Raw genomic sequence first — 20,180 nt, forward strand, 5'->3', positions numbered from 1 at the left:
AAATCAGTATTTCACACTGCAGCCATACGCACGCGAGGAAGCCACCTCAATGGCCTTGCCTGCCAGTGATGCATCCAGTGCTGCCGCAACGTAGTTAGCGGAGTCCGGGATCACTGCCGGGTTCGCTGAGTCGTTATCATCAATGGCACCGGCGTACACTACCTCGCCTTGTGGATTGATGATAAACATATGCGGTGTGGTCTTGGCGCCATAGGCACGGCCCATACTGCCATCGCTATCGAGCAGGAACGGCGCGCTGGCTTTCAACTTGTGGTTCTTCGCCACGTCCAGCGCCTCAGCCGGCTCCAGGTAACCCTGCTTGCCCTTTGCAGAAGAAATCACGGTCAGCCAATTGATATCTGCGTCCGCGTACTTTTTTTGCAGCGCCTGCATGTTGCCGCTACCGTAGTGCTTTTTCACGTAAGGGCAGTCTTTGTTAAACCACTCCAGCACCAGCCACTGGCCCTCATAGTCCTTCAGATTGTGGGTTTTGCCGGCGGCATCCACTTCACTAAATGCCGGGGCTTTCTCACCCGGTACCGCGGCCGCCATGGCCAGAGCTGGCAGAGCAAACAGCACGGCGCTGCCCAGGAATTTAGCAATCGAACGTTTACTACGTATACCTTGTTTCATCACGACAGTGCATCCTCTTTGGTTACAGAGTTCCGGGTTAATTCTCACTAAATAAATCTTTAATCATGCTGACCTGCAAAATCTGTGGCAGCAGTACCGGCGTCCGCTCGCCTGCTGGATACCAGGCATACACGGGTACGGAATTGCGCCCCAGCTCGCCCAGTGCGCGGGTAATTTCCGGATCTTGGTTGGTCCAGTCGGCACGCACCAGATAGACATCGTTTTCGCGGAACAGATCTGCAACTTCCGCCGTATCCAGCACCAGTTTTTTATTCACCTGACAGGTAATACACCAGGCTGCGGTGTAATCAATAAATACCGCCTGCCCACTGGCCAGCGCCTGGGCAATAGCATTGCGGTCGTAGGGCTGCCAGCCCGCCGCGGCCTCCTGCTGCTGCACGCTACCACTGGCAACGCCCTGCTCCTGCAGGCGGTTTGCCGCACTAAAACTTGCCGCGAGAGCAGCCAGAACTAATCCCCAGGCCAGCCAGCGGCTACCGCGGAATGCGTGGCGCCCCAACCAGAAGGCGAACACGATCACCAGCATCAGCATCGCGCCGATCAGCCAGCCACTCTCGCCTACCAAACGCCCCAGCACCCACAGCAACCAGATCACCGTGGCATAGAGTGGGAAGGCCAGCGCCTGGCGCAATGTTTCCATCCACGGGCCCGGCGCCGGTAAGCGGTTCAGCAGCGCAGGGAACACACACAGCAACACAAATGGCAGTGCCAGGCCGATACCCAGGCCGAGGAAGATCGCCATGGCACTGTATGCCGGCAACAAGGTAGCGGCGCCCAGGGCCGCGCCCATAAAGGGACCGGTACAGGGGGCCGCGACAAACACCGCCAGCACGCCGGTGGCAAAACTGCCGCCGCGGCTGCGCCCCGCCACATTCATCAGGTGATGGCCAAATTCATACAGGCCACTGAAGGACAATGCCATCACCCAGAACAACAGAATCAGTCCAAGCACCACCGGCGCCGATTGCAGCTGGAAACCCCAGCCAATGGCGGAACCGCCTGCGCGCAACACGAGTAACAGTGCACCGAGTGCGGCAAAGGTCACCAGCACCCCGGCAGCATAGCGCAGCCCTTCCTTCACCCGATGCGCCGCCTGTCCGTCGTGCCCGGCCAAGCTAAACAGCTTGATCGAAAGCACCGGGAATACGCATGGCATTAAATTGAGAATTGCACCACCGGCAATGGCGGCCAGAATCAGTAGCCACAAGGGCTGAGTGCTCGCTGGCGCAGAACCAGCAGTACCGGCAGCAGCAGACGCACTCGCCGCGCCAGCCTGAATTTCCTGATCGTCCAGCTGCCAGCCCCGCTCGCCGTCGCTCACCACAAAGCCAGTGGTTGGGGGCATGGGAGCGCCGGGGACCCGCTCAAAGGTATAGCGGATGTTTTCGCCAGCTTGCGCCACCTCTGGCGCTTTTGCCGTCAGCAATCCGCCGTCGAGGGGAAAAACATCCGGTGTGGATAACTCCACCCCCGCTTCTCGTGGCGCCAGCTCAAGCTGAAGGGTGTTCGCCTGTGGCGAAGCCGCAACCGCCGCTACCTGCCAGGGAAAGTTCTCCGCAGTGGCCTCAGCCGGGACCATTGCCTGAAAGCGGTCGCGCAACTGCACATCCTGTGGCTGCCAGCTCGCTGCTTCGCCCACGGGCCGCGACAGGGTCATGATGCCGTAGCCGGGAATGCAGTCCACTTTGCACACCAACCACTCCAGATTCACCACAATATCCATCGCCCCAGCGTTGGGGGTCACCTCAAACAAATAGGCGACATCGCCCTCGTAACCGAGGTTTGTCAGGTGCTCGATGGGCAGGCGCACAGGAAATGGCCACTGGATAGGCCCCACCTCGCCGGTGGCACCGGCAAAATCAAAGCGCGGCGCGGCACCGGAATCCCCGGCATTGCGCCAGTACACGTGCCAGCCAGGGTCTACCTCAAAGTAAAAACCAATGGTTTCGGCACCTGGGCCAAAGGTATCGGGCACCAACCAGCGCACCTTGACGTGATCGCCACTGGCGGTTTCCTGAGCAGCAGACAAACCACTCCAACAGGCGATCAGCAGCACAGAGGCCAGAAAAACAGTGCGGTTAAAAATCGAAAGCAACAAATGCGACTCCAACTTGCCGTAGTAATCCGGTGGACCGGATCTTTTTTATACTGACCAACTATCTAAATGGATTGCCCGCACCTCCGCAAGTCCCTGATGCTCAATCTCGACGAAACGTGTCGAAGAAAAGACCAAAATGAAAGAACCAACAAAAAGAACCAAGATGAAAGGCTCGACGGGGACACATGCTTCTACAGGCCGCCGCTGGTAAAATTGCCGCCACGCAAATCCCGGAGCCCCCATGAGCGATTCCACACCATCAACCCCAGTACGCCTCACCCAGTACAGCCACGGCGCTGGCTGCGGCTGCAAGATCTCGCCCGCGGTGCTCGACAAGATTCTCGCCGATAGCGATGCGCCGCAAATGGACCCGAACCTGTGGGTTGGTAACCACTCACGGGACGACGCTGCCGTATACGGCCTGGATGAACAGCTGGGCGTGGTTTCCACCACCGATTTCTTTATGCCCATCGTAGATGACCCCTACGATTTCGGGCGCATCGCCGCGACCAATGCAATCAGTGACATCTACGCCATGGGCGCAGACCCACTGATGGCCATCGCCATCCTCGGCTGGCCGGTAAATCTATTGCCGCCTGAGGTAGCCCGCGAAGTAATTCGAGGTGGCCGCGCGGTTTGCGCCGACGCCGGCATCCCCCTCGCTGGCGGCCACTCCATCGATGCGCCCGAGCCGATCTTCGGTTTGGCAGTAACGGGCGTTGTGGAAAAGCAGCGCCTGAAGCGCAACGACAGTGCGCGTGCCGGGGATAAGTTGTTCCTAACGAAACCTCTGGGTATTGGTATTCTGACCACCGCTGAAAAGCAGGAAAAGCTGCGCTCCGAAGATGCCGGCACTGCCCGCGACCTCATGTGCACCCTGAACCGCCCGGGCAGTCGCTTTGCACGTATGGACGCCGTCAGCGCAATGACCGACGTTACCGGCTTTGGCCTACTCGGGCATCTGGTGGAAATGGCCGATGGCAGCAACCTCACCGCACGTATTCGCTACGATGCGGTGCCGCGCATCCCGGGAGTCGACCACTACCTGCAGCAGGGCTGTGTGCCCGGCGGTACTGGTCGAAACTTCGACAGTTACGGGCACCGGGTCAGCCTGTCGAGCGAAGATCAAAAACAGCTACTTGCCGACCCGCAAACCAGCGGTGGTTTGTTAGTTGCGGTTGCGCCACAACAGGAAGCGGAGTTTCTCGCGGCGACCGCGGAATTTGGGCTGGAACTGCAACCGATCGGCGAACTGGTAGCGCCAGACTCTGAAGGTGCACAACGAGGCCCTGCGGTGATTGTGGAATGAGTGGCGCCGGCAGCAGACCCGACAGCACGGACTACCGGGAAATCTTTCTCAGCGATCGGCCACTGATCGACACCCGCGCCCCGCTTGAATTCAATAAGGGCTCCTTCCCCTGCGCCACCAGCCTGCCGTTGATGACCGACGCAGAACGGCAAAAGGTCGGTACCTGTTTCAAGCAACAGGGACAGGATGCCGCCATAAAACTGGGGCACCAACTGGTCAGCGGCGCGATCAAAGAAGAGCGGGTAAACGCTTGGGCCGAATTCGCCCGCAAACATCCGGAAGGCTACCTGTTTTGCTTCCGCGGTGGCCTGCGCTCACAGATTAGCCAGCAGTGGCTGCATGAGGCAGGCGTCGATTACCCTCGGATACAGGGTGGCTACAAAGCCATGCGCACCTTCCTGCTGAATGAAATAGAAAGTGCCGTCAGTGAATGCCAGTTTACCCTCGTGGGCGGTATGACCGGCACCGGCAAAACCGAAGTGCTCAACGTGCTCGCCAACGCAGTAGATCTGGAGAAGCACGCCAACCACCGCGGCTCCACCTTCGGAAAACGAGCTACACCACAACCGTCGCAGATCGGGTTCGAGAATGCGCTGGCTATCGACTTTTTAAAGCGCCGCGCTGCAGCCCAGCACCACTTCGTGCTGGAAGATGAAAGCCGCCTGATTGGCCGCTGTTCCGTACCCTTCTCATTACACCAGCAAATGCGCAGCTATCCACTCGTATGGCTGGATGATGCATTTGAAAACCGCGTTGAGCGCATCCTCGGGGACTATGTCATCGACCTGTGTGCAGAATTTATCTCCGAACATGGTACGGAACAGGGCCCAGAAATATTTGCCACGTCACTCAAGCAAAACCTGTCCAATATCACCAAACGCCTCGGCGGTGAGCGTTACCGCCAGTTAGCCGCAATGATGGACCAGGCGCTGGAGCAACAGCTTGCCACCGGCAATGTCGAGCGACACAGGGACTGGATCAGCAGCCTGCTACAAGAATACTACGACCCGATGTACGACTACCAAATCGAAAAAAATGCTGAACGCATTATATTTCGCGGCAAGCAACAGGAAGTGGTGGAATACCTGCGGGAGCAAGCACCGGCGTAACGACCGCTCATTTACGGTGTGCGAGGTGGAGCAGCTCGTCAAAAGTAGGGATCACTATGATCCGCAGACCATCTTAGAAAGCTCAATGCGGCTTGTTAAATATGGCGAGATTTAGGTCACAGGGCTTCCCAAGCCAATAGACATAATCCGTGTGATCTTTCAGATCATCACCAGTAAGCGCGTGAATCAGCACGCTCAACTCACCGCGATTGCACTCCAACCAGGACACGAAGCCCGCAAAATCTTCACGACCAAAAATGACCTGAAAACTGCCCGCAGGATGTGGCCCTACAGGCTGCTCATGGAACCGCCCAACCTTGAGAGCAAACTCTTTCTGAAGCATACCCCGGAGTTCAGACGCAAATACCGCGCTGTTTTCATCGAAGTAAATATGCGCATGGTACGCAACGTGCTGGTTAATAGGATGTGTTGCCTTAGACATGTGATTCATAGAAATCCAAAAAATCAGAGTCCATCGTGCATCTGCACAACTATTAGATGCCCCGGGCAGCTTACATTGCGCGACAACCAGAAGTTACCTTCATGCCCCTGTCAATCACTAGGAACTTTTCTTCGAAAACCTGACTCCGGCATATACCGACCGTACAACAACATACAGCCCCGCGGCCACGCAAATCGCCACCAGCCAAGCATCACTAATTAAACCTAGATAACTCCCCACAGCAGCAAACAATACCGCAAGACCCGCATAAATCAGGGATCGACCTATGGTATTTGGCAACTCTGGATGCTTTGGCTTATCGCCCTCTTTCCAGCCGACGATCAAATGATATTTCTTCTTAACGGCTATGGCATAACCAAATGCTATTAGTGGAATCGCACCTAGAAGAATCAGTATTAAGGGACCAATAAATGGTTGTTGATTCATGGTACCGACCCCACTCCTTACCCCTGACAAACACAGGCCTGAACAGCAGCAACCCAGTCAATTAGCCTAATGACGCCAAGGTACTGATTCAGTACGCTTGATTGTCACAAGCTCGCTAGCTCCCTAAACAGACCGTGTGCTGTGACACCGATTACCACCAGTATAATCAGGCAAGTCAGCCGATGAAAAAAACGGTATCTGAATGAGCTATACCCAGCAACGAGCCAAACTGCTATCGAGTAAAGAATAAGCTCCCCGAACAATTTTGAAGCGATTAACCGATGCGACGTCCCATCAACCCAAATAGAACTGGGCGCATCTTGAAAATACATATACCAAGATACTTGATACAGCACTGCTACTGGCAATATACATAGCCAAAAAAGTTTCCACAGCTGAAACTTACCTCTTATTGCAAAAACACTCATATACTATTTGTCGTCGCTAGGTATACCCAAGTCACTAAAGCCTCCTCAAAAGATCGCCTGAATTACTGAAAGTCTTAACCAGAGTAGCAACCATAATCTAACCCACCGGACAACCGAAACGAGCCCCCACCAAAGGTCAGCTCAGAAAACGCACCTTGACTGTGCAATTTATACGTAGTGACGACAGCAAATATTCAGCTATTAACTGCAACGAGCCCTGGTAACATCAAAACTTCGGCTATTACAAAACTTATTTTATCTAAAGAGTATAAACAAGATACTCCGAGCCTATGCGCCAATAAAATATAGCCACTTAGAGCTAAGCGAACCTCCGTAAATGAACAAAAAATTACATGTCATTTCACAAAGCTTGAGGGGACACTATTAGCGCAGTAGTATCCATATTAATAAGTCTGAAATTGACACCACTCTTGTTGCACAAAAGCTAGACATTAGGACTTTTGGATGAAAGTTTCCATAGTTGATCTAAATAACTTTTCCCGATATCCAACGTTATCTATCGGATACTTTGTAGCGATTCTACGAAAAGAAGGCATCGATGTTGAAGTATGCTCACCATTGAATTTCGGCGTACATGGATATCCGAGAACAGTGAAGCAACCATATTGGAAAAGATTTTCAGAGTTTTTAAATTACTGGATGGCGGTTTCTAGAGCCTCCCTAGTCAGACGCATCAGAGATACAATCAAGAACTGGTATCGACCAGGAGGAAATAGCGATCAAATACGGATCACCGAAGCAGTTGAAGCACTTATTGCAGATACCCCTGACGTCCTCCTTATCTCTGCGTATACAATGTATCACGATATCTGTAAAAATATCGGACACCTATGCTCGAAGAAAGGAATCCCTGTTGTAGTAGGAGGCAGCGGATTCTATATAGCTGAAACTTGTAGAGAATGGCTTGAAACTTGCGGAATTACAGCTGTGTACTCTGGTGAACCGGAGCAGCACTTTATTGAACTCATTAGCGCACTCGCAAAAGAAGGGGATTTTGAAAATATACCCGGCGTAATTACGAGAAACAAACCATTCAATACAGCTCAGCCACTCACACAACTTGACTCTCCCCCCTTCCCTGACTTCAGCGATTTCCCCTGGAAAAATTACCCCAACAAAATTATTCCTATTATGACGGGAAGAGGATGCGAATGGGGATTATGCACATTTTGCTCTGACGTAAAAACCACATCAGGAAGAACATTTCGATCTCGCGACCTAACACCCGTATTATCAGAAATACAAACTCAACAGCAACGCTACCAGGCCAATCTATTCGTATTCCTAGACCTGAAATTGAATTCTAATGTCACACTATGGAGAGGGTTAGCAAGTGGACTAAGCAAACTCGAGAAGCCCATAAAGTGGACGGCATCAGTTCATGTCGACTCTAGAAACGAAAATGGCCTTTCTTTCCATGACCTGAAAAAAGCTTCAGATTCAGGCCTCGTACGGATCACTTGCGGTCTCGAATCCGGAAGTGAAAGCGTATTACGCCATATGGCGAAGGGTGTAAAGCTAAGTAGAATGTCAAAATTCATCGAAGATGCCCATAGGGCTGAGATCAGTGTTCGCATTACTTGCATGATTGGATACCCCAACGAAACAGCTAAAGACGTACTGGAAACGGTTAATTTTCTAAGAAAACATCGAAATCAGATCGAGAGGGTGACACTTAACCGATTTGCAAACATGCCGAAGACACCAATTGAAAGCAAGCTCCGCGAAGCAGAAAAAGAATACCCCCATATAGCTGTCAAAGAACTCGATATCTCAAACGGAATTATCCCATATGAAAATCGACGAATGAGCTCAACTGCATTTCTTGGAGCGGCCTATCAGCTAATTTCAGAAGTCAATACTATTAACAGAAAACCTTTACTTGAAAAAGCAAAAGAGTTTGAGGGTGCCTTCTAAGTGATAGAGGATTTTTCCAATCTAAATCTCTATGTGTAACGCGGCCAACTGAGACAGCGTACTTTGTGCCTTTACAGCGTAAAAATGGCACTCAATCTCCGGAGGAAACTCAGGAAAGATAAGCTATCCCACAAAGGGCTGCACGCTCAGAAAAATTTTCCGGCCTTGCTAGATATTTGTTGGATTGAGGAGGGACGTTAGCACGTGATCCTCCCAAATCCCATTAATTTTCAAATACCGCTTCGCCTCACCCTCTTTGACAAAACCAAGGCTCTTGAGCAGTATCGCCGACCTACCGTTTCTCGGCATGTAGTTTGCCATAACTCGATTTAACGAGAGGTCCGTAAACGCGTAATCGATGACGTGCTGACAAAGTGCCTTCATGACACCTCTACCCTCGTATCGATGATCAACCGCGTACCCCATATAACATGCCCTGAACGGACCTCGGACGACATTCGTGAGCGAACATGTAGCAACGATTTTATCGCTGCTAGGATCGATTGAAATAAAGTGAAATGAATTGTCGCTTTCGGCTGGAGAGCACCACTCTTGCAAACGTGCCTCCCAGACAGATTCAGAGTGGTACTCTTCAGACTTACTCGGTTCCCAAGCCTGCAGATGCGTCTGATTTACCTCATAGAACCTGGATAACCGGGCGGCGTCATCAATAGCGATTAATCTAACGTCCATGCATAACTCTTAGTGACACAAAACTTGAATGGACGAGAACTCCACTCTCTAACACGAAAAAACAGCATCCCCATTCAGGTCATCCAATATTTCTACTTCTCATGAAGCGAAGGGGAACGCAATCAACTTACCCAGCTCTGTTCCTGGCAATACAGCGATACAAATGATCTGTGTACTGATGTAGAGCGGAATAGTCCATTTAAAGACCGGGTGCACAGCACCAAACTTGAAACGGTCAATCAACACAGGGGCAACCAACAATCCATATGTACTCAGTAAAACGAGAGCCGTACCATCAACAGGAACGCCAGGTAGGTAGGCGACGCGTGTGATAGATGCAGAGACCATGCTTAATGATGCCAGAAGCATAAGACGCTTATGAGTATGGACATCGCTTCTAGCAATTAGAGCCGCGAGATAGAACGCAGAAAAGAAAAGTATCGTGTGGAGAATCCCCCATATCAGGCTCAGCTTGAACTGATCATTGCTTTTCATCACTTCGACTAGCATTTCAATACCGCTGACCTGGAGCAGGACAAAGAAACGATACTTGCATAGCCAAGATTTCTATGCAGGTTTAGCCTCCGCGATTGCACAAAGTTGCATTGCACACTGAACAAAATATACCACCCCAGATACAGGGCAGCGTGGATGATAAAATTTAATGGTACCGCTTCAGATGGACTTGAAATCTTTGAGTAATGAGGCATTACTGTTATAAAAATAACGCCGAGCAAAAATATGGAAAATTTTCCATATATAGGTTCCCTAGTAAAGCCTACGGATTCATTGCGATCACTTCCAGCTACAACCCCTTTCTGAACCTGTTCCATTTGGAACTCCTTTTTATTATTTAGAGGAAAACCCACTAAAGACCGGTATATTCTCCGATCTTATTATTTGACCACAAACTTCTGCGCTACACCTACGGGTATCGAACCTTATAGCCATAAGAATCCTTAAACTCGCCGAAAGCAATAATAATAAAGTCAACCAAAGCCCAAATACCTAAGCCACCCAATGTCAGTAATTGAATAATCGCTGACAAATAGCGCTGAGCATAAAACCGATGCGCACCGAAAACTCCCAGAAAAAATGAGAGAACCAGCATAAGAAATATATTTAAGTCGCTTCTTTTCTGCGCATTACTATCTGAGACAATTCTTCCTTCCGTAGCTGAACTCATAGATTTCTCCTTTCTTAAACTGAGCGATGGCGCCGCAATCATCACCTAAGGCCTATAACAGTCATCAACCCAGCCCTCTGACAATCGACAACATAAAACTTTCTAGCCAGAGATCAGCTTCTTTTTTAGACAAAGAACACTGTGGCGCTCCGGAAAATCATCGAGCTCAGCGTAAACGCGGTATCCATACTTTTTATAGAACTCTGCTGCACTAAAACTAAAGGTATTAAGATATGAATAGCGGCAGCCGTTTCTGCGTGCTTCAGATTCTATAGTAGCCAGCAGCTTAGCTCCGAGCCCCTTTCCGCGAACAGAGCTCGATACCCACAGGGTATCAATCCATAACCAGCTATAGTTCCCATAACTACCCTTAACACCACCAACTACATTATCTTCTATACCCCTAGCGAAGAATGTCAGCTCCTGGCGGTTTTCCGACCCGATGTACTTTTCAGTAAACTCGGCGATACCATCTGAAAGGGTATTGAGCTCACTAACGGTTGGGTTTAGCTCTTTTGTAATTTCGTGGGTGCGCTTTATGCCTAGCGCCTCATTCAGAGGCAAATAACTGTTGGCTAAAATATGCGACGCAGGAGCAAAAGCCAACTGTTATTTGTCCTGTTGCAATGACTTGTTAAGTGCCGATTGTATAGACTCTAAATATCTTATCCGAGCCCTGGTTGTTCGTGCCAAGCAAGCATTAAGCTGTTCATCTGTTGAATAAATTTTGCATTCTGAATTCCTTCTCTTTAACCATGAAATTTGACTCGATTTTATATCAATAGTTAAATTATTGCTTGCAATAATATCTCGATAACCTTTGCTCAGCTCACGATCATAAATCGAAAGGCCTGCACTATTACATATCGCTTTTTCCAGACGGTTAAGCTTCCCGTCACACGAATAACTTGGTTTTATATCTTTTAGTTTTGAATATGTTTTTAACACGCTCTCAAATCCAGACATTTTTTCTTCCGCTGAAAATCTAGGATTTAAGTTGAGATAGTAGTCGAGGTTATTTCCCTTACTATCTTTGATTTTAACATCTGCTCCTGCATCAACCAAAAGTCGCATAACTTCAATAGAAGCATTTTCAGCTGCGTAAGTCAGAGCACTCCTATTAAGACGCTCTAATTTAGAACCACATGAATATCCTGAGTCATGGCTAGTTACTTTATCTACAGGCCAACCAGAATCGAGCAAATATTTTACTGAATCAAAATTATTCATGTGAGCAGCAAACATTAAAACATCTTTCTTGTAAAAAGATTCAATTGAGCTTTGACTAATAGTAGAAGGTAGCATTTCATAGGCTCGAGGAGAGTCTACCATTAACGAAAGCGCAACAAGTGGAACACTGCCGTATTTGAGTTTCAAATCCTGATTAATACTTTCCCAGTTATTGTAAGTTCCATCCACCATTTGTTGAAAAATCGAAAAATCTTTGTCTTGGTTATAATAAACTCCTAGCGAATAATATCTACCAGGTATAGATTGAATAATTTTAGATGCATGTTCATAGGCTTCAGGCTCTGAATAGGAGTAATTAGAAACATAATGATTTTTTAGCTCTGCAATTGCATCAAACATTAAGTTTTTATTTGTAGCATGCTCTCTATAACTCCAGATATCTTGATATTTCCAATCTTCAAAGTGCTTCTGCTGGAATTCAATTCTTGCTGCATCCCAACTATTTTTCGTACTTTTCCATGTTGGCTCAATTGCCCAAGGCCTAATTATTGCCATTGAAGAAAAAAATTGACCACTCCACCTAGCTGCTACTTCAGGTCGAGAAGTCCCACAATCTCCATCAGATAACACAATTTGTTCAACAGAACGCTTATATGCTGTAAACAATGGTAGTGACTCTTTCACGCCATCATCAAAATTCTGAAATATCTTTACTGTGCAAACATTTTTTGATGATCCATCTTGCTGAATTTGGTACACACTTCTTTGCGAGTTGTGACGATGAAAGTCGCCATAGTCAGTTAAAACATACCATTTATCTTTAAATTGAAATGGGAGGTTTTCCCACCACGAAAAATCAGAACCATACGCCAAGGCACCCATTGGATAAAAAGGTACAAAAACATCTGTTTTTCTTTCTATTAAGTGGCTTTCTAAAACGTCTATTTCTTCGGACTCAATAATATAGCCAGTATATATATCACCACGCCAACTGTGTGAACGCTCATGGAATACATACATCTTTTGTGAGCCATAAAAATCAACGATCGCTGTTTTTAAATTTCCTCGACCATTTGAAACTTCTCGTAAGGAAAACTCAGGGAATGTAACCCCCTTAGATTTTTTGAGCCCTTCGGTACTTCTCTGCTTAGACTTAAAAAGTTCGCTATAGTGATTAAGCGCTAGATTACAAACATCACTATCGCTTGATTCAATTATATAGGGTTTAAATGTTTCCCCTCTAACCGAAAAACTGAAACAAGTAAAAAATAACAAGGTGAAGGTGAAAACTTTTTGCATTGAACTCTTCATATGCACTGAACTATCCGTAGGCATTTTACGCTTCAAACAGACGCGCGTGACAGCGCGTCGGCTTGCTTTGAATTGTTAAACCTACGACCAATTTGCACAAAGAATCCCAGCAGTAAGACCAGGAACATGAATGCCATTATGTAGCGAAACCAATTCATATAACTAATCCAATCCGTAAAGCTCATGAAGACTTCAGTTTTGCTCTCAATGCTAACAACATGCTGATCGTACACTTTATATGTTATCTCGAAATCATTTCGCTCCAAGAACTCAGCGTAGGCAGTACATGGTTCGTCATGAGGTATTGCAGAGGTCGAGACCCAATGGCGACCAGAAAGCTCCAATTTCCGTTTCGCTAGACCATCACGGCAATGAACATACTCTGCCTTTTTTGATATAGAAAGGAGGTTATTATCAGTTATCTCGAGCATCGACATTTTCCATGTATCCACGCATAGATAGCCCATGAGCACGCACATCAAGAGCATGATTACATTATTTAATTCTTTGCTTCTCGTCATACTTACTGGTTGGTTTAACGCCCACAGCAGGGGCAGCTTACCTTGTGCGCATTTTGCGCAAAAATGGGAGCGTAGCGACCAGCGCAAAATGTGCACAAGGTAAGCTGTCCCGCGGAGGCTCGTAGGGCCGTAGCTTTACTGCCTGTGATTGTTAGAAATCAAATGGACTCTTTAAGTGGCACTAAGTCCTTTATAGCTACCTCTGTTTCCTTTTGGTAAAGCGCATGCGCACCAGAAGAAAACACATGAGTTCGACCAGCGCTTAATCCTAAGCCGACCTTTTTGATAGCAAGAGCATCATCAGTTACGTTGCCGCTAGTAAAAATGAACTCGTAAAAATACGTTTTTCCTGGCTCCGCAGTGAACTTGTATTCAATTAATCTAGGTCCCATGAAAGCATTAGTTTGAAGCGCTAACTCTTGCTCTCCGGGTGACACCTCCGCACGCAGAAACCCTTGCCCCCAAAGACATCCATGCTCCGCTTCGTTAAGTAAAAATTTAAGGCACGCGGTCACGCCATCATCTGAATATTTTTTGTATATATAAACAACAGATTTTGACTCTTTCGCTTCATCTAGCCCAGAGAATACTGGCCCTTTCGCCACTGTCGATATACAACCGCTGAGAAGCATTGCAAGTATCGCTATCGCTAATTTCTTCATTTTTTTCCTCGATATTTCATTATATTTCTAACGCCCGCAACAGGGGCGACCAATGCTATGCACCTTTTGTGCAAAAATGGGGTCGCAGCGACCAGCACAAAAGGTGCATAGCGTTGGGCGTCCCGCGGAGGCCCAGAGGGCCGAAGCAACTTGCTTGCGCTTGTTATGCTTTTCAGAAGCTGTCATTGCACTCCCACAGATCCGGTACGCATCTTTCAATATCACTCATCTGGCATATAGCCATCTTTCGTTCTGTAGATACTCTGTAGAAGAAAACATTCTCTTCTGGAGCAATGCCACACCTAAATGAAACTATATCGCCACATTGCTTTGGTTTGACACATGCAGAGGCTGTAAATTCATGGTAAGCGGCACCAGTGAGGTCTTCTACAGCTATAGAGTTTGCGCGACGCTCTTGGACTCGATCATAAGGAAATGGAGTACATGCAGATTGCATACAAACGAACACTAAGAGCGATACTAATCTACATGTCATCGAAAATAGGGCCCGAAGCATAACGCCGCTAGCAGGGGCAGCCGGAGCGCAGCGTAGGTTGTCCCAGCCGAGCCCCGAAGGGGCTGGGCGATCCTGCCTAGCCTCGTTATTGCGGCCGCACTCTGAACCCACTACTAGCACTCTGCCAGCCACGGCTTGGCTGGCCACTGCCTAAATTTACGAGGAAAGAATACCGCACTTCCCCCAACTATTTTTTATCTTACTGGCACTCCAGGGAAATGCTCTGGATTGCCTTCCTCTACCGGGCCTGATCGAACACTCTAGGAACGAACATACTTGAATAGCAACCAGCCAAACTAGCTCAATGCCGGATGCTATTTTGAGGTAATGAAACTTCAGCAACCTCGAATAAACGAAAAAAACCTACCGGCACCAATAACGCCGCCGGCAGGGGCAGCTTACCTTGTGCGCATTTTGCGCAAAAATGGGAGCAAAGCGACCTGCGCAAAAGGTGCACAAGGTAAGCTGTCCCGCGGAGGGCCGAAGGCCCGGAGCAAATTGCCCGGCCTTGTTATGTGTGACCAACCACTCTTGCCAAAAGCGCAATGAAAGCCCAACCGACCAGCCCCCAAAAACTAAATTTTTGTACTTGAACAAGCAACCAAAATTTCTCAAATTGCTCTGGCACTATTCTTTCTCTAGCAGCGTCTTTATGCCAGATCGACCCTTTTATTACAAAGCGTGATCCTGGCTTTGAGAATGCCACGATGAAGAGCAAAATCAGAAAAGACGAAACTCCCACCCCAAACACTAATACTTTAGGTATGTACTCATAAATCAAGGTGTAGTTTCCCTGACACATAACGCCGCCAGCAGGGGCAGCTTACCTTGTGCGCTTTTTGCACGAAAATGGGAGCAGAGCGACCTGCGCAAAAGGTGCACAAGGTAAGCTGTCCCGCGGAGGGCCGCAGGCCCGGAGCACATTGCCTGGCCTTGTTAGGCGTGACTGGGGAGCCCCCACTAAAATTCGAGCCGGCCACTTATAACCCTGACATTCGCAGAGGATTCAACTTCTTTAGTTGACAAACTAGACTTAAAGCTAGCTGTATCTTCCCATTGAAACTCAATCTCTCGCGCATCATTTAGAGAAAGAATTTTCCCATCACTAATATCTAGGCAGTACAAATTATGCCAATCACCATAAAATGGAATGAGATTATCTGAAACTTGCCACTCATTTCTTTTTTCGATTCCATCCAGAACCTCATCCCAACTCCAAAAATTTAGAGTTAGCGAGACTAGAGTATCTCCCGCATAAATCGAATGATAATTTGCGGATACTACTCCGATAGTCGCCAAGAAATCCTCGTAGTGCTCGTCGCTCATTCTTACCGCCTAAAGATTAGCCAACGATCCCTGCGCTTTTCGCAGGGTATCGTTCGGCGACTTGTTAGATTTTAGCCGGAGCGAACTGTATTCGTTTATCGCCATCTCCGGCCCTACTTGCCTCTGCTTAAGCAGAACTTAACGAACGGTATGAAAGTGGAGTTTCTACTGAAAGGGATAGTAGATGCGACAAAATTCCTTGCCGTGAAGAGAGGCTTACGTCCGCAACCACTCGTGCTTGCGTGCGGAAGCAGCGCTTCACGGTAACACGAAAAATTTTTGATCGTCATCTTCCTTTTAGAATAAATACCACTGTATATGTTTAGTTATTATTTCCATACTGTATTTACATACAGCTCGTAAAATACTTTATCATTAAAAGGCCAAGTACTCCGCCCCCGACCAAATCTAACAGTTTTATTCATAAGCCTTGGTCTTTTGTTGTAGATGGCTTCTATTTACAGAGCTAACAAGACGCCAAAGAAGCTACCCCCTTTAAAATCAGAGAGTTAGCATTTGTTTGGCGTTATACGCAAATACCAAAAGAAGTCCATGGCTATTATTTCCAGGATTCATCGGGCTCTTTTGTTGTTATACATAGCCTTATAAATCAGACAGTTAGCCTACTTCAATCTGGAAATATAAGCCATAGGCTGCTGAACATGAGAACACCTAGAAATCATGCACAATGTTTGTGCATTATCGGGATTGCTTGCAACGTGATATTTGCGGAGGATCGCGTGTATAAAAGTAGGAGTTACCTTCCCTGGTAAGTCGCCTATCGTAATAAAGCCATTAAAATTTTTAATCGAGCAGCGCAATAGCGTTCTATTCGCTTTTTTGCATCCCACATTTCTTATTGGTTATCGTCAGTCAGTTTTCACCGTAGTTTCAGTCTGAGGCCCGCTGTACCAAAAATCGTAGAAGTCTTCAGTAACACGCTGCTCGATCTCATGTGCCTGTTCACGCGGGCAAAATATGGTGATGCTGACAACATCGTGCCCATGTTCATTGGTAGCGATGCTTACCTTTGGGTCGGTTCCCGCAAGCTCCACACCGGTACGATGCTCAATCATCTGACAATAACGCGCTGCGACATCAATAAAGCTTTCACTGTATTCAAGAATACGTTCTTCTAGGAACCGCTTGGCGGCGAACGGGTTACCGCGGTTGTTTTCCCGTACGATGGAGAAACTGTGCTCGATATAGCGGCGCATAAAGTTCAGGTTCTTTACCGGCTTGGTAAAGAACACATTGTTGGGCATATACAAGGTAATGCCGGTGTACCCATTACCTAGCCCATGCGGGTCAATTTCGAGCAATGTGGTACTCAACCAGTCGCTATCAATGACTTCACCGAATTGGTCACCGACTTTTATCCAGTCGCCAACCTGAAAGGAACGCATACTCGCCTGGTAAATTTTACCGACGAGGCTCTGCACCAACTCTCTCAGTGCAAAAACGATCGCAACCGAAAATGCGGCGATGGAAATCGCGAACTCACGGATTTCCGGCGCCCATACGATGATCACACCAATAACCAACAGCAGGTTGCTGAGGTTGTGTACGGTATTGATTCTGCGCCGACGGCTTTGTTTTTCCCACTGCCTTTGGCGTGAGAAGATCCAGCTCAAGGTAAATCGCAGCAACAGGATTACCGCGACCACCAGCGCAGAAATAACCAATTTGTTTTGCAGTAGCTGCTGCAACACGGGGAGTAGATTCATTGTTTGGTCAAACCCAAAAGATAGTACTGAGTTAAGTCATAACGCCTAACCGCCATCGGGTTAGTGTTGTATGTGTATCCAGAAATAAAAAAACGGCGCCCTAGGGCGCCGTTTTCACGAAAGCGGAGAACCTTTTACGGTCTACACGCTACCCTCTTCGATCTTGTGCTTCCAGATAACTGGGCCGGTGTTGTGCACCGATTCGCCCTGGCTATCTACCGCAACGGTTACCGGCATGTCTTCTACTTCAAATTCGTAGATAGCTTCCATTCCCAGTTCCGGGAAGGCAATAACCTTGGCATCCTTGATCGCTTGCGCTACCAAGTATGCAGCACCGCCCACGGCCATCAGGTACACCGCTTTGTTATCGCGAATCGCCTCGATGGCGGTGGGGCCGCGCTCGGCTTTACCGATCATGCCCAGCAGGCCGGTTTCTTCCAGCATGGTGCGGGTGAACTTGTCCATACGGGTTGCGGTCGTTGGGCCCGCCGGGCCAACAACTTCTTCGCGTACCGGGTCAACCGGGCCCACGTAGTAGATAAAGCGGCCGGTCAGATCCACCGGCAGTTTCTCACCCTTGGCCAGGATGTCTACCATTTTCTTGTGCGCCGCATCCCGGCCGGTCAGCATCTTGCCGTTGAGCAGCAGGGTGTCACCGGGCTGCCATTCCAGTACGTCTTCCGCAGTCACTTCGTCGAGGTTCACACGGCGAGTGTTACCGCCGGCTGCGCGGGTAATTTCCGGCCAGTCTTCCAGCTTCGGCGGAGTCTGATGCGCTGCACCGGAACCATTCAGGGTGAAGTGGGTGTGACGAGTAGCCGCGCAGTTCGGAATGATGGCAACCGCTTTGTTCGCCGCGTGGGTTGCGAAGTCTTTCACTTTCACATCCAGCACGGTGGTGAGGCCGCCAAGGCCCTGGGCACCGATGCCGAGCTTGTTGACCTTGTCGAACAGTTCCAGGCGCAGTTCTTCGGCACGATTAGAGGCACCGCGCTCCTGCAGGTCCTGGATGTCGATCGGGTCCAGCAGGGATTCTTTTGCCAGCAGCATGGCTTTCTCGGCGGTACCGCCAACACCAATACCCAGCATGCCGGGCGGACACCAGCCAGCGCCCATCTTGGGCACCATTTCCAGTACCCAGTCCACCACGGAGTCGGATGGGTTCAGCATGGCGAATTTACTTTTCGCCTCACTACCGCCGCCCTTGGCCGCTACGTATACGTCGACGTTGTCGCCGGGCACGATTTCGTAGTGGATAACCGCCGGTGTGTTGTCGCCGGTGTTCTTACGGGCACCATCCGGGTCTTCCAAGATGGAAGCGCGCAGGACGTTGTCGGGGTTGTTGTAGGCGCGGCGCACACCTTCGTTGACCATGTCGGTCACGCTCATGTCCGCTTCCCACTGCACATTCATACCCACTTTCAGTTTCACGGTCACAATACCGGTGTCCTGACAGATGGGGCGGTGGCCCTGGGCACACATGCGGGAATTAATCAGGATCTGGGCCATGGCGTCTTTCGCCGCGGGATTGGCTTCTTTTTCGTAAGCCTGATTCAGGGCCTGAATAAAGTCCTGTGGGTGGTAATAAGAAATGAACTGCAGCGCGTCGGCCACGCTGTCGATCAGGTCGTCCTGGCGGATAATCGTCATTGCCGGCTCCGGTTGTCGTCTCGTCTCGAAGGCGGCGATTTTACACGAATTATCTTCGGGTGTTGGATAGGACGCAGGTAGGAGATGCGGAGAGCGAATTTCTTTGTGGAAATCCAGCGAGCCATATAGGAATGAGAACGATTAGCGGCGAAGAAGTTCGCCGCTAATCGCTGATTTTAAGCCGTTACCTCAGATCAGGGTGCCGAGGCAGTGCTGGAGCTGGACTGCAGGCTCCGGATGGCGTCGCGCAGCTGGACCAGGTCCTTGTTCACGGTGCGGCGGTAGCTGTCGATGGACTCCACTGCTTCTTCGTTCGCGCCCACGCGCGCGGTCAGGTCAGAACGTACAGAGTTCAGCTGACGCTCCAGGCTGGCCACCTTGTCTTTGGTCTCGCGGGAAGCGTTCACCGTCGACGCCTTCAGGGTAGCAATCTCGGATTCCAGACCAACCAGTTTCTTAACTGTGGTCTCAACGCTACTGACTTTCTTGGCCAGTGCGTTTACTTCTTTCTTGGCAGAGGCTGCAGATGCCTTGTTAGCGGCAATGCTCTTACGGTTGGTATCGTAAGAAACACCCCACAGCTTGCGGATCTCGGAGGCGTTTTCTTTAACCTTCGCATTCAGTACTTCTACTGACGCGGCAGACTCTTCACCGGACATTTCAAAGCGCTTCTCCAGCTGCACGATACGGGCATCGGCATCTTTCAGCTGCGCGACCGTGGCTTGCCACTGGGTATACAGGAAGCCCGCACCACCGAGACCGGCCAGTGCCAGCATCAGCGCAACAATGGCGAGGAACGAAGAACCGCCACCACCACTGGCCTCTTCAGCAGGTGCCGCAGACGGCGCGGTCGGCTGGGCAGGGGCGTGTCGACGGCCACCAATGGGACCGTTCGGGATCTGAGGGTCCATAGAGGATGAACTGTTGCCATCAAATGTGGGCTCTCTGCGTTGCATGCTGTTGTCCTGCGT

General features: G+C 49.4%; 19 protein-coding genes. 3 read left to right on the plus strand and 16 right to left on the minus strand.

Annotated features, from left to right (window positions below; genetic code table 11):
* Positions 1–3: 3 nt before the first annotated feature.
* Positions 4–633, minus strand: coding sequence for a thioredoxin family protein (locus Mag101_RS12295; RefSeq protein WP_077405406.1), 630 nt, complete (start codon positions 631–633; stop codon positions 4–6).
* A 37-nt stretch (positions 634–670) separates the two neighbouring features.
* Positions 671–2,752: a protein-disulfide reductase DsbD family protein gene (locus tag Mag101_RS12300; RefSeq protein WP_077405409.1), complete on the minus strand. Its 2,082-nt coding sequence runs from the start codon at positions 2,750–2,752 to the stop codon at positions 671–673.
* 241 nt (positions 2,753–2,993) lie between these two features.
* On the opposite strand from Mag101_RS12300, the gene selD reads away from it, so the two are divergent.
* A complete protein-coding gene (gene selD, locus Mag101_RS12305; RefSeq protein ID WP_077405413.1) occupies positions 2,994–4,061 on the plus strand; it encodes a selenide, water dikinase SelD in 1,068 nt (355 codons plus the stop codon).
* Positions 4,058–5,170 carry a tRNA 2-selenouridine(34) synthase MnmH gene (gene mnmH / locus Mag101_RS12310; protein ID WP_077405416.1) on the plus strand — a complete coding sequence of 371 codons (1,113 nt, stop codon included), beginning with the start codon at positions 4,058–4,060 and terminating at the stop codon, positions 5,168–5,170. The genes selD and mnmH overlap by 4 nt, the downstream gene beginning before the upstream one ends.
* 82 nt (positions 5,171–5,252) lie before the next feature.
* Here mnmH and Mag101_RS12315 read toward each other — a convergent pair whose 3' ends face one another.
* Positions 5,253–5,612, minus strand: a complete 360-nt coding sequence (locus tag Mag101_RS12315; RefSeq protein ID WP_077408287.1) for a DOPA 4,5-dioxygenase family protein — start codon at positions 5,610–5,612, stop codon at positions 5,253–5,255.
* Positions 5,613–5,729: 117 nt separating this feature from the next.
* The gene (locus Mag101_RS12320; protein ID WP_077405420.1) at positions 5,730–6,059 is read right to left on the minus strand and encodes a hypothetical protein; all 330 of its coding nucleotides are present in this window, start codon (positions 6,057–6,059) and stop codon (positions 5,730–5,732) included.
* An 893-nt stretch (positions 6,060–6,952) separates the two neighbouring features.
* Between Mag101_RS12320 and Mag101_RS12325 the strand changes: the two genes are divergently transcribed.
* Entirely contained in the window at positions 6,953–8,425 is a 1,473-nt protein-coding gene (locus tag Mag101_RS12325) for a B12-binding domain-containing radical SAM protein (RefSeq protein ID WP_157520363.1), read from the plus strand.
* 168 nt (positions 8,426–8,593) lie between these two features.
* On the opposite strand, the gene Mag101_RS18325 is transcribed toward Mag101_RS12325, so the two are convergent.
* From Mag101_RS18325 to Mag101_RS12385, 12 genes are all read right to left on the minus strand, one after another.
* Positions 8,594–9,118 (minus strand): GNAT family N-acetyltransferase, encoded by a 525-nt coding sequence (locus tag Mag101_RS18325; protein ID WP_077405427.1) that lies wholly within the window; start codon positions 9,116–9,118, stop codon positions 8,594–8,596.
* Between the two features lie 99 nt (positions 9,119–9,217).
* Entirely contained in the window at positions 9,218–9,628 is a 411-nt protein-coding gene (locus Mag101_RS12335; RefSeq protein ID WP_077405430.1) for a hypothetical protein, read from the minus strand.
* Positions 9,629–10,043: 415 nt separating this feature from the next.
* Positions 10,044–10,304 carry a TM2 domain-containing protein gene (locus tag Mag101_RS12340; protein WP_077405433.1) on the minus strand — a complete coding sequence of 87 codons (261 nt, stop codon included), beginning with the start codon at positions 10,302–10,304 and terminating at the stop codon, positions 10,044–10,046.
* Positions 10,305–10,406: 102 nt separating this feature from the next.
* Positions 10,407–10,910 (minus strand): GNAT family N-acetyltransferase, encoded by a 504-nt coding sequence (locus Mag101_RS12345; RefSeq protein WP_077405436.1) that lies wholly within the window; start codon positions 10,908–10,910, stop codon positions 10,407–10,409.
* A 3-nt stretch (positions 10,911–10,913) separates the two neighbouring features.
* Positions 10,914–12,794 (minus strand): ankyrin repeat domain-containing protein, encoded by a 1,881-nt coding sequence (locus tag Mag101_RS12350; protein ID WP_198039985.1) that lies wholly within the window; start codon positions 12,792–12,794, stop codon positions 10,914–10,916.
* A 44-nt stretch (positions 12,795–12,838) separates the two neighbouring features.
* Positions 12,839–13,423: a hypothetical protein gene (locus Mag101_RS12355; RefSeq protein WP_157520369.1), complete on the minus strand. Its 585-nt coding sequence runs from the start codon at positions 13,421–13,423 to the stop codon at positions 12,839–12,841.
* A 62-nt stretch (positions 13,424–13,485) separates the two neighbouring features.
* Positions 13,486–13,989, minus strand: coding sequence for a DUF2846 domain-containing protein (locus Mag101_RS12360; RefSeq protein WP_077405446.1), 504 nt, complete (start codon positions 13,987–13,989; stop codon positions 13,486–13,488).
* Positions 13,990–15,017: 1,028 nt separating this feature from the next.
* Complete coding sequence (locus Mag101_RS12365; RefSeq protein WP_157520371.1) at positions 15,018–15,287, minus strand: hypothetical protein; 270 nt, start codon at positions 15,285–15,287, stop codon at positions 15,018–15,020.
* A gap of 179 nt (positions 15,288–15,466) precedes the next feature.
* On the minus strand, positions 15,467–15,832 hold the full coding sequence (locus Mag101_RS12370; protein ID WP_077405452.1) for an SMI1/KNR4 family protein: 366 nt from the start codon (positions 15,830–15,832) through the stop codon (positions 15,467–15,469).
* An 869-nt stretch (positions 15,833–16,701) separates the two neighbouring features.
* On the minus strand, positions 16,702–17,559 hold the full coding sequence (locus tag Mag101_RS12375) for a mechanosensitive ion channel family protein (RefSeq protein ID WP_077405455.1): 858 nt from the start codon (positions 17,557–17,559) through the stop codon (positions 16,702–16,704).
* Between the two features lie 141 nt (positions 17,560–17,700).
* Positions 17,701–19,209, minus strand: coding sequence for a fumarate hydratase (locus Mag101_RS12380; protein WP_077405459.1), 1,509 nt, complete (start codon positions 19,207–19,209; stop codon positions 17,701–17,703).
* 194 nt (positions 19,210–19,403) lie between these two features.
* Complete coding sequence (locus Mag101_RS12385) at positions 19,404–20,165, minus strand: hypothetical protein (RefSeq protein WP_077405462.1); 762 nt, start codon at positions 20,163–20,165, stop codon at positions 19,404–19,406.
* Positions 20,166–20,180: the final 15 nt, after the last annotated feature.

Origin of the sequence: Microbulbifer agarilyticus (assembly GCF_001999945.1) — a bacterium.
Taxonomy (GTDB): domain Bacteria; phylum Pseudomonadota; class Gammaproteobacteria; order Pseudomonadales; family Cellvibrionaceae; genus Microbulbifer; species Microbulbifer agarilyticus_A.

Excerpts from the sequence above, each read along its gene's own strand:
- Mag101_RS12295 (WP_077405406.1), bottom strand. The coding sequence starts at position 633 with ATGAAACAAGGTATACGTAGTAAACGTTCGATTGCTAAATTCCTGGGC.
- selD (WP_077405413.1), top strand. The coding sequence starts at position 2,994 with ATGAGCGATTCCACACCATCAACCCCAGTACGCCTCACCCAGTACAGC.
- mnmH (WP_077405416.1), top strand. The coding sequence starts at position 4,058 with ATGAGTGGCGCCGGCAGCAGACCCGACAGCACGGACTACCGGGAAATC.
- Mag101_RS12315 (WP_077408287.1), bottom strand. The coding sequence starts at position 5,612 with ATGTCTAAGGCAACACATCCTATTAACCAGCACGTTGCGTACCATGCG.
- Mag101_RS12320 (WP_077405420.1), bottom strand. The coding sequence starts at position 6,059 with ATGAATCAACAACCATTTATTGGTCCCTTAATACTGATTCTTCTAGGT.
- Mag101_RS12325 (WP_157520363.1), top strand. The coding sequence starts at position 6,953 with ATGAAAGTTTCCATAGTTGATCTAAATAACTTTTCCCGATATCCAACG.
- Mag101_RS18325 (WP_077405427.1), bottom strand. The coding sequence starts at position 9,118 with ATGGACGTTAGATTAATCGCTATTGATGACGCCGCCCGGTTATCCAGG.
- Mag101_RS12335 (WP_077405430.1), bottom strand. The coding sequence starts at position 9,628 with ATGCTAGTCGAAGTGATGAAAAGCAATGATCAGTTCAAGCTGAGCCTG.
- Mag101_RS12340 (WP_077405433.1), bottom strand. The coding sequence starts at position 10,304 with ATGAGTTCAGCTACGGAAGGAAGAATTGTCTCAGATAGTAATGCGCAG.
- Mag101_RS12350 (WP_198039985.1), bottom strand. The coding sequence starts at position 12,794 with ATGCAAAAAGTTTTCACCTTCACCTTGTTATTTTTTACTTGTTTCAGT.
- Mag101_RS12360 (WP_077405446.1), bottom strand. The coding sequence starts at position 13,989 with ATGAAGAAATTAGCGATAGCGATACTTGCAATGCTTCTCAGCGGTTGT.
- Mag101_RS12370 (WP_077405452.1), bottom strand. The coding sequence starts at position 15,832 with ATGAGCGACGAGCACTACGAGGATTTCTTGGCGACTATCGGAGTAGTA.
- Mag101_RS12375 (WP_077405455.1), bottom strand. The coding sequence starts at position 17,559 with ATGAATCTACTCCCCGTGTTGCAGCAGCTACTGCAAAACAAATTGGTT.
- Mag101_RS12380 (WP_077405459.1), bottom strand. The coding sequence starts at position 19,209 with ATGACGATTATCCGCCAGGACGACCTGATCGACAGCGTGGCCGACGCG.
- Mag101_RS12385 (WP_077405462.1), bottom strand. The coding sequence starts at position 20,165 with ATGCAACGCAGAGAGCCCACATTTGATGGCAACAGTTCATCCTCTATG.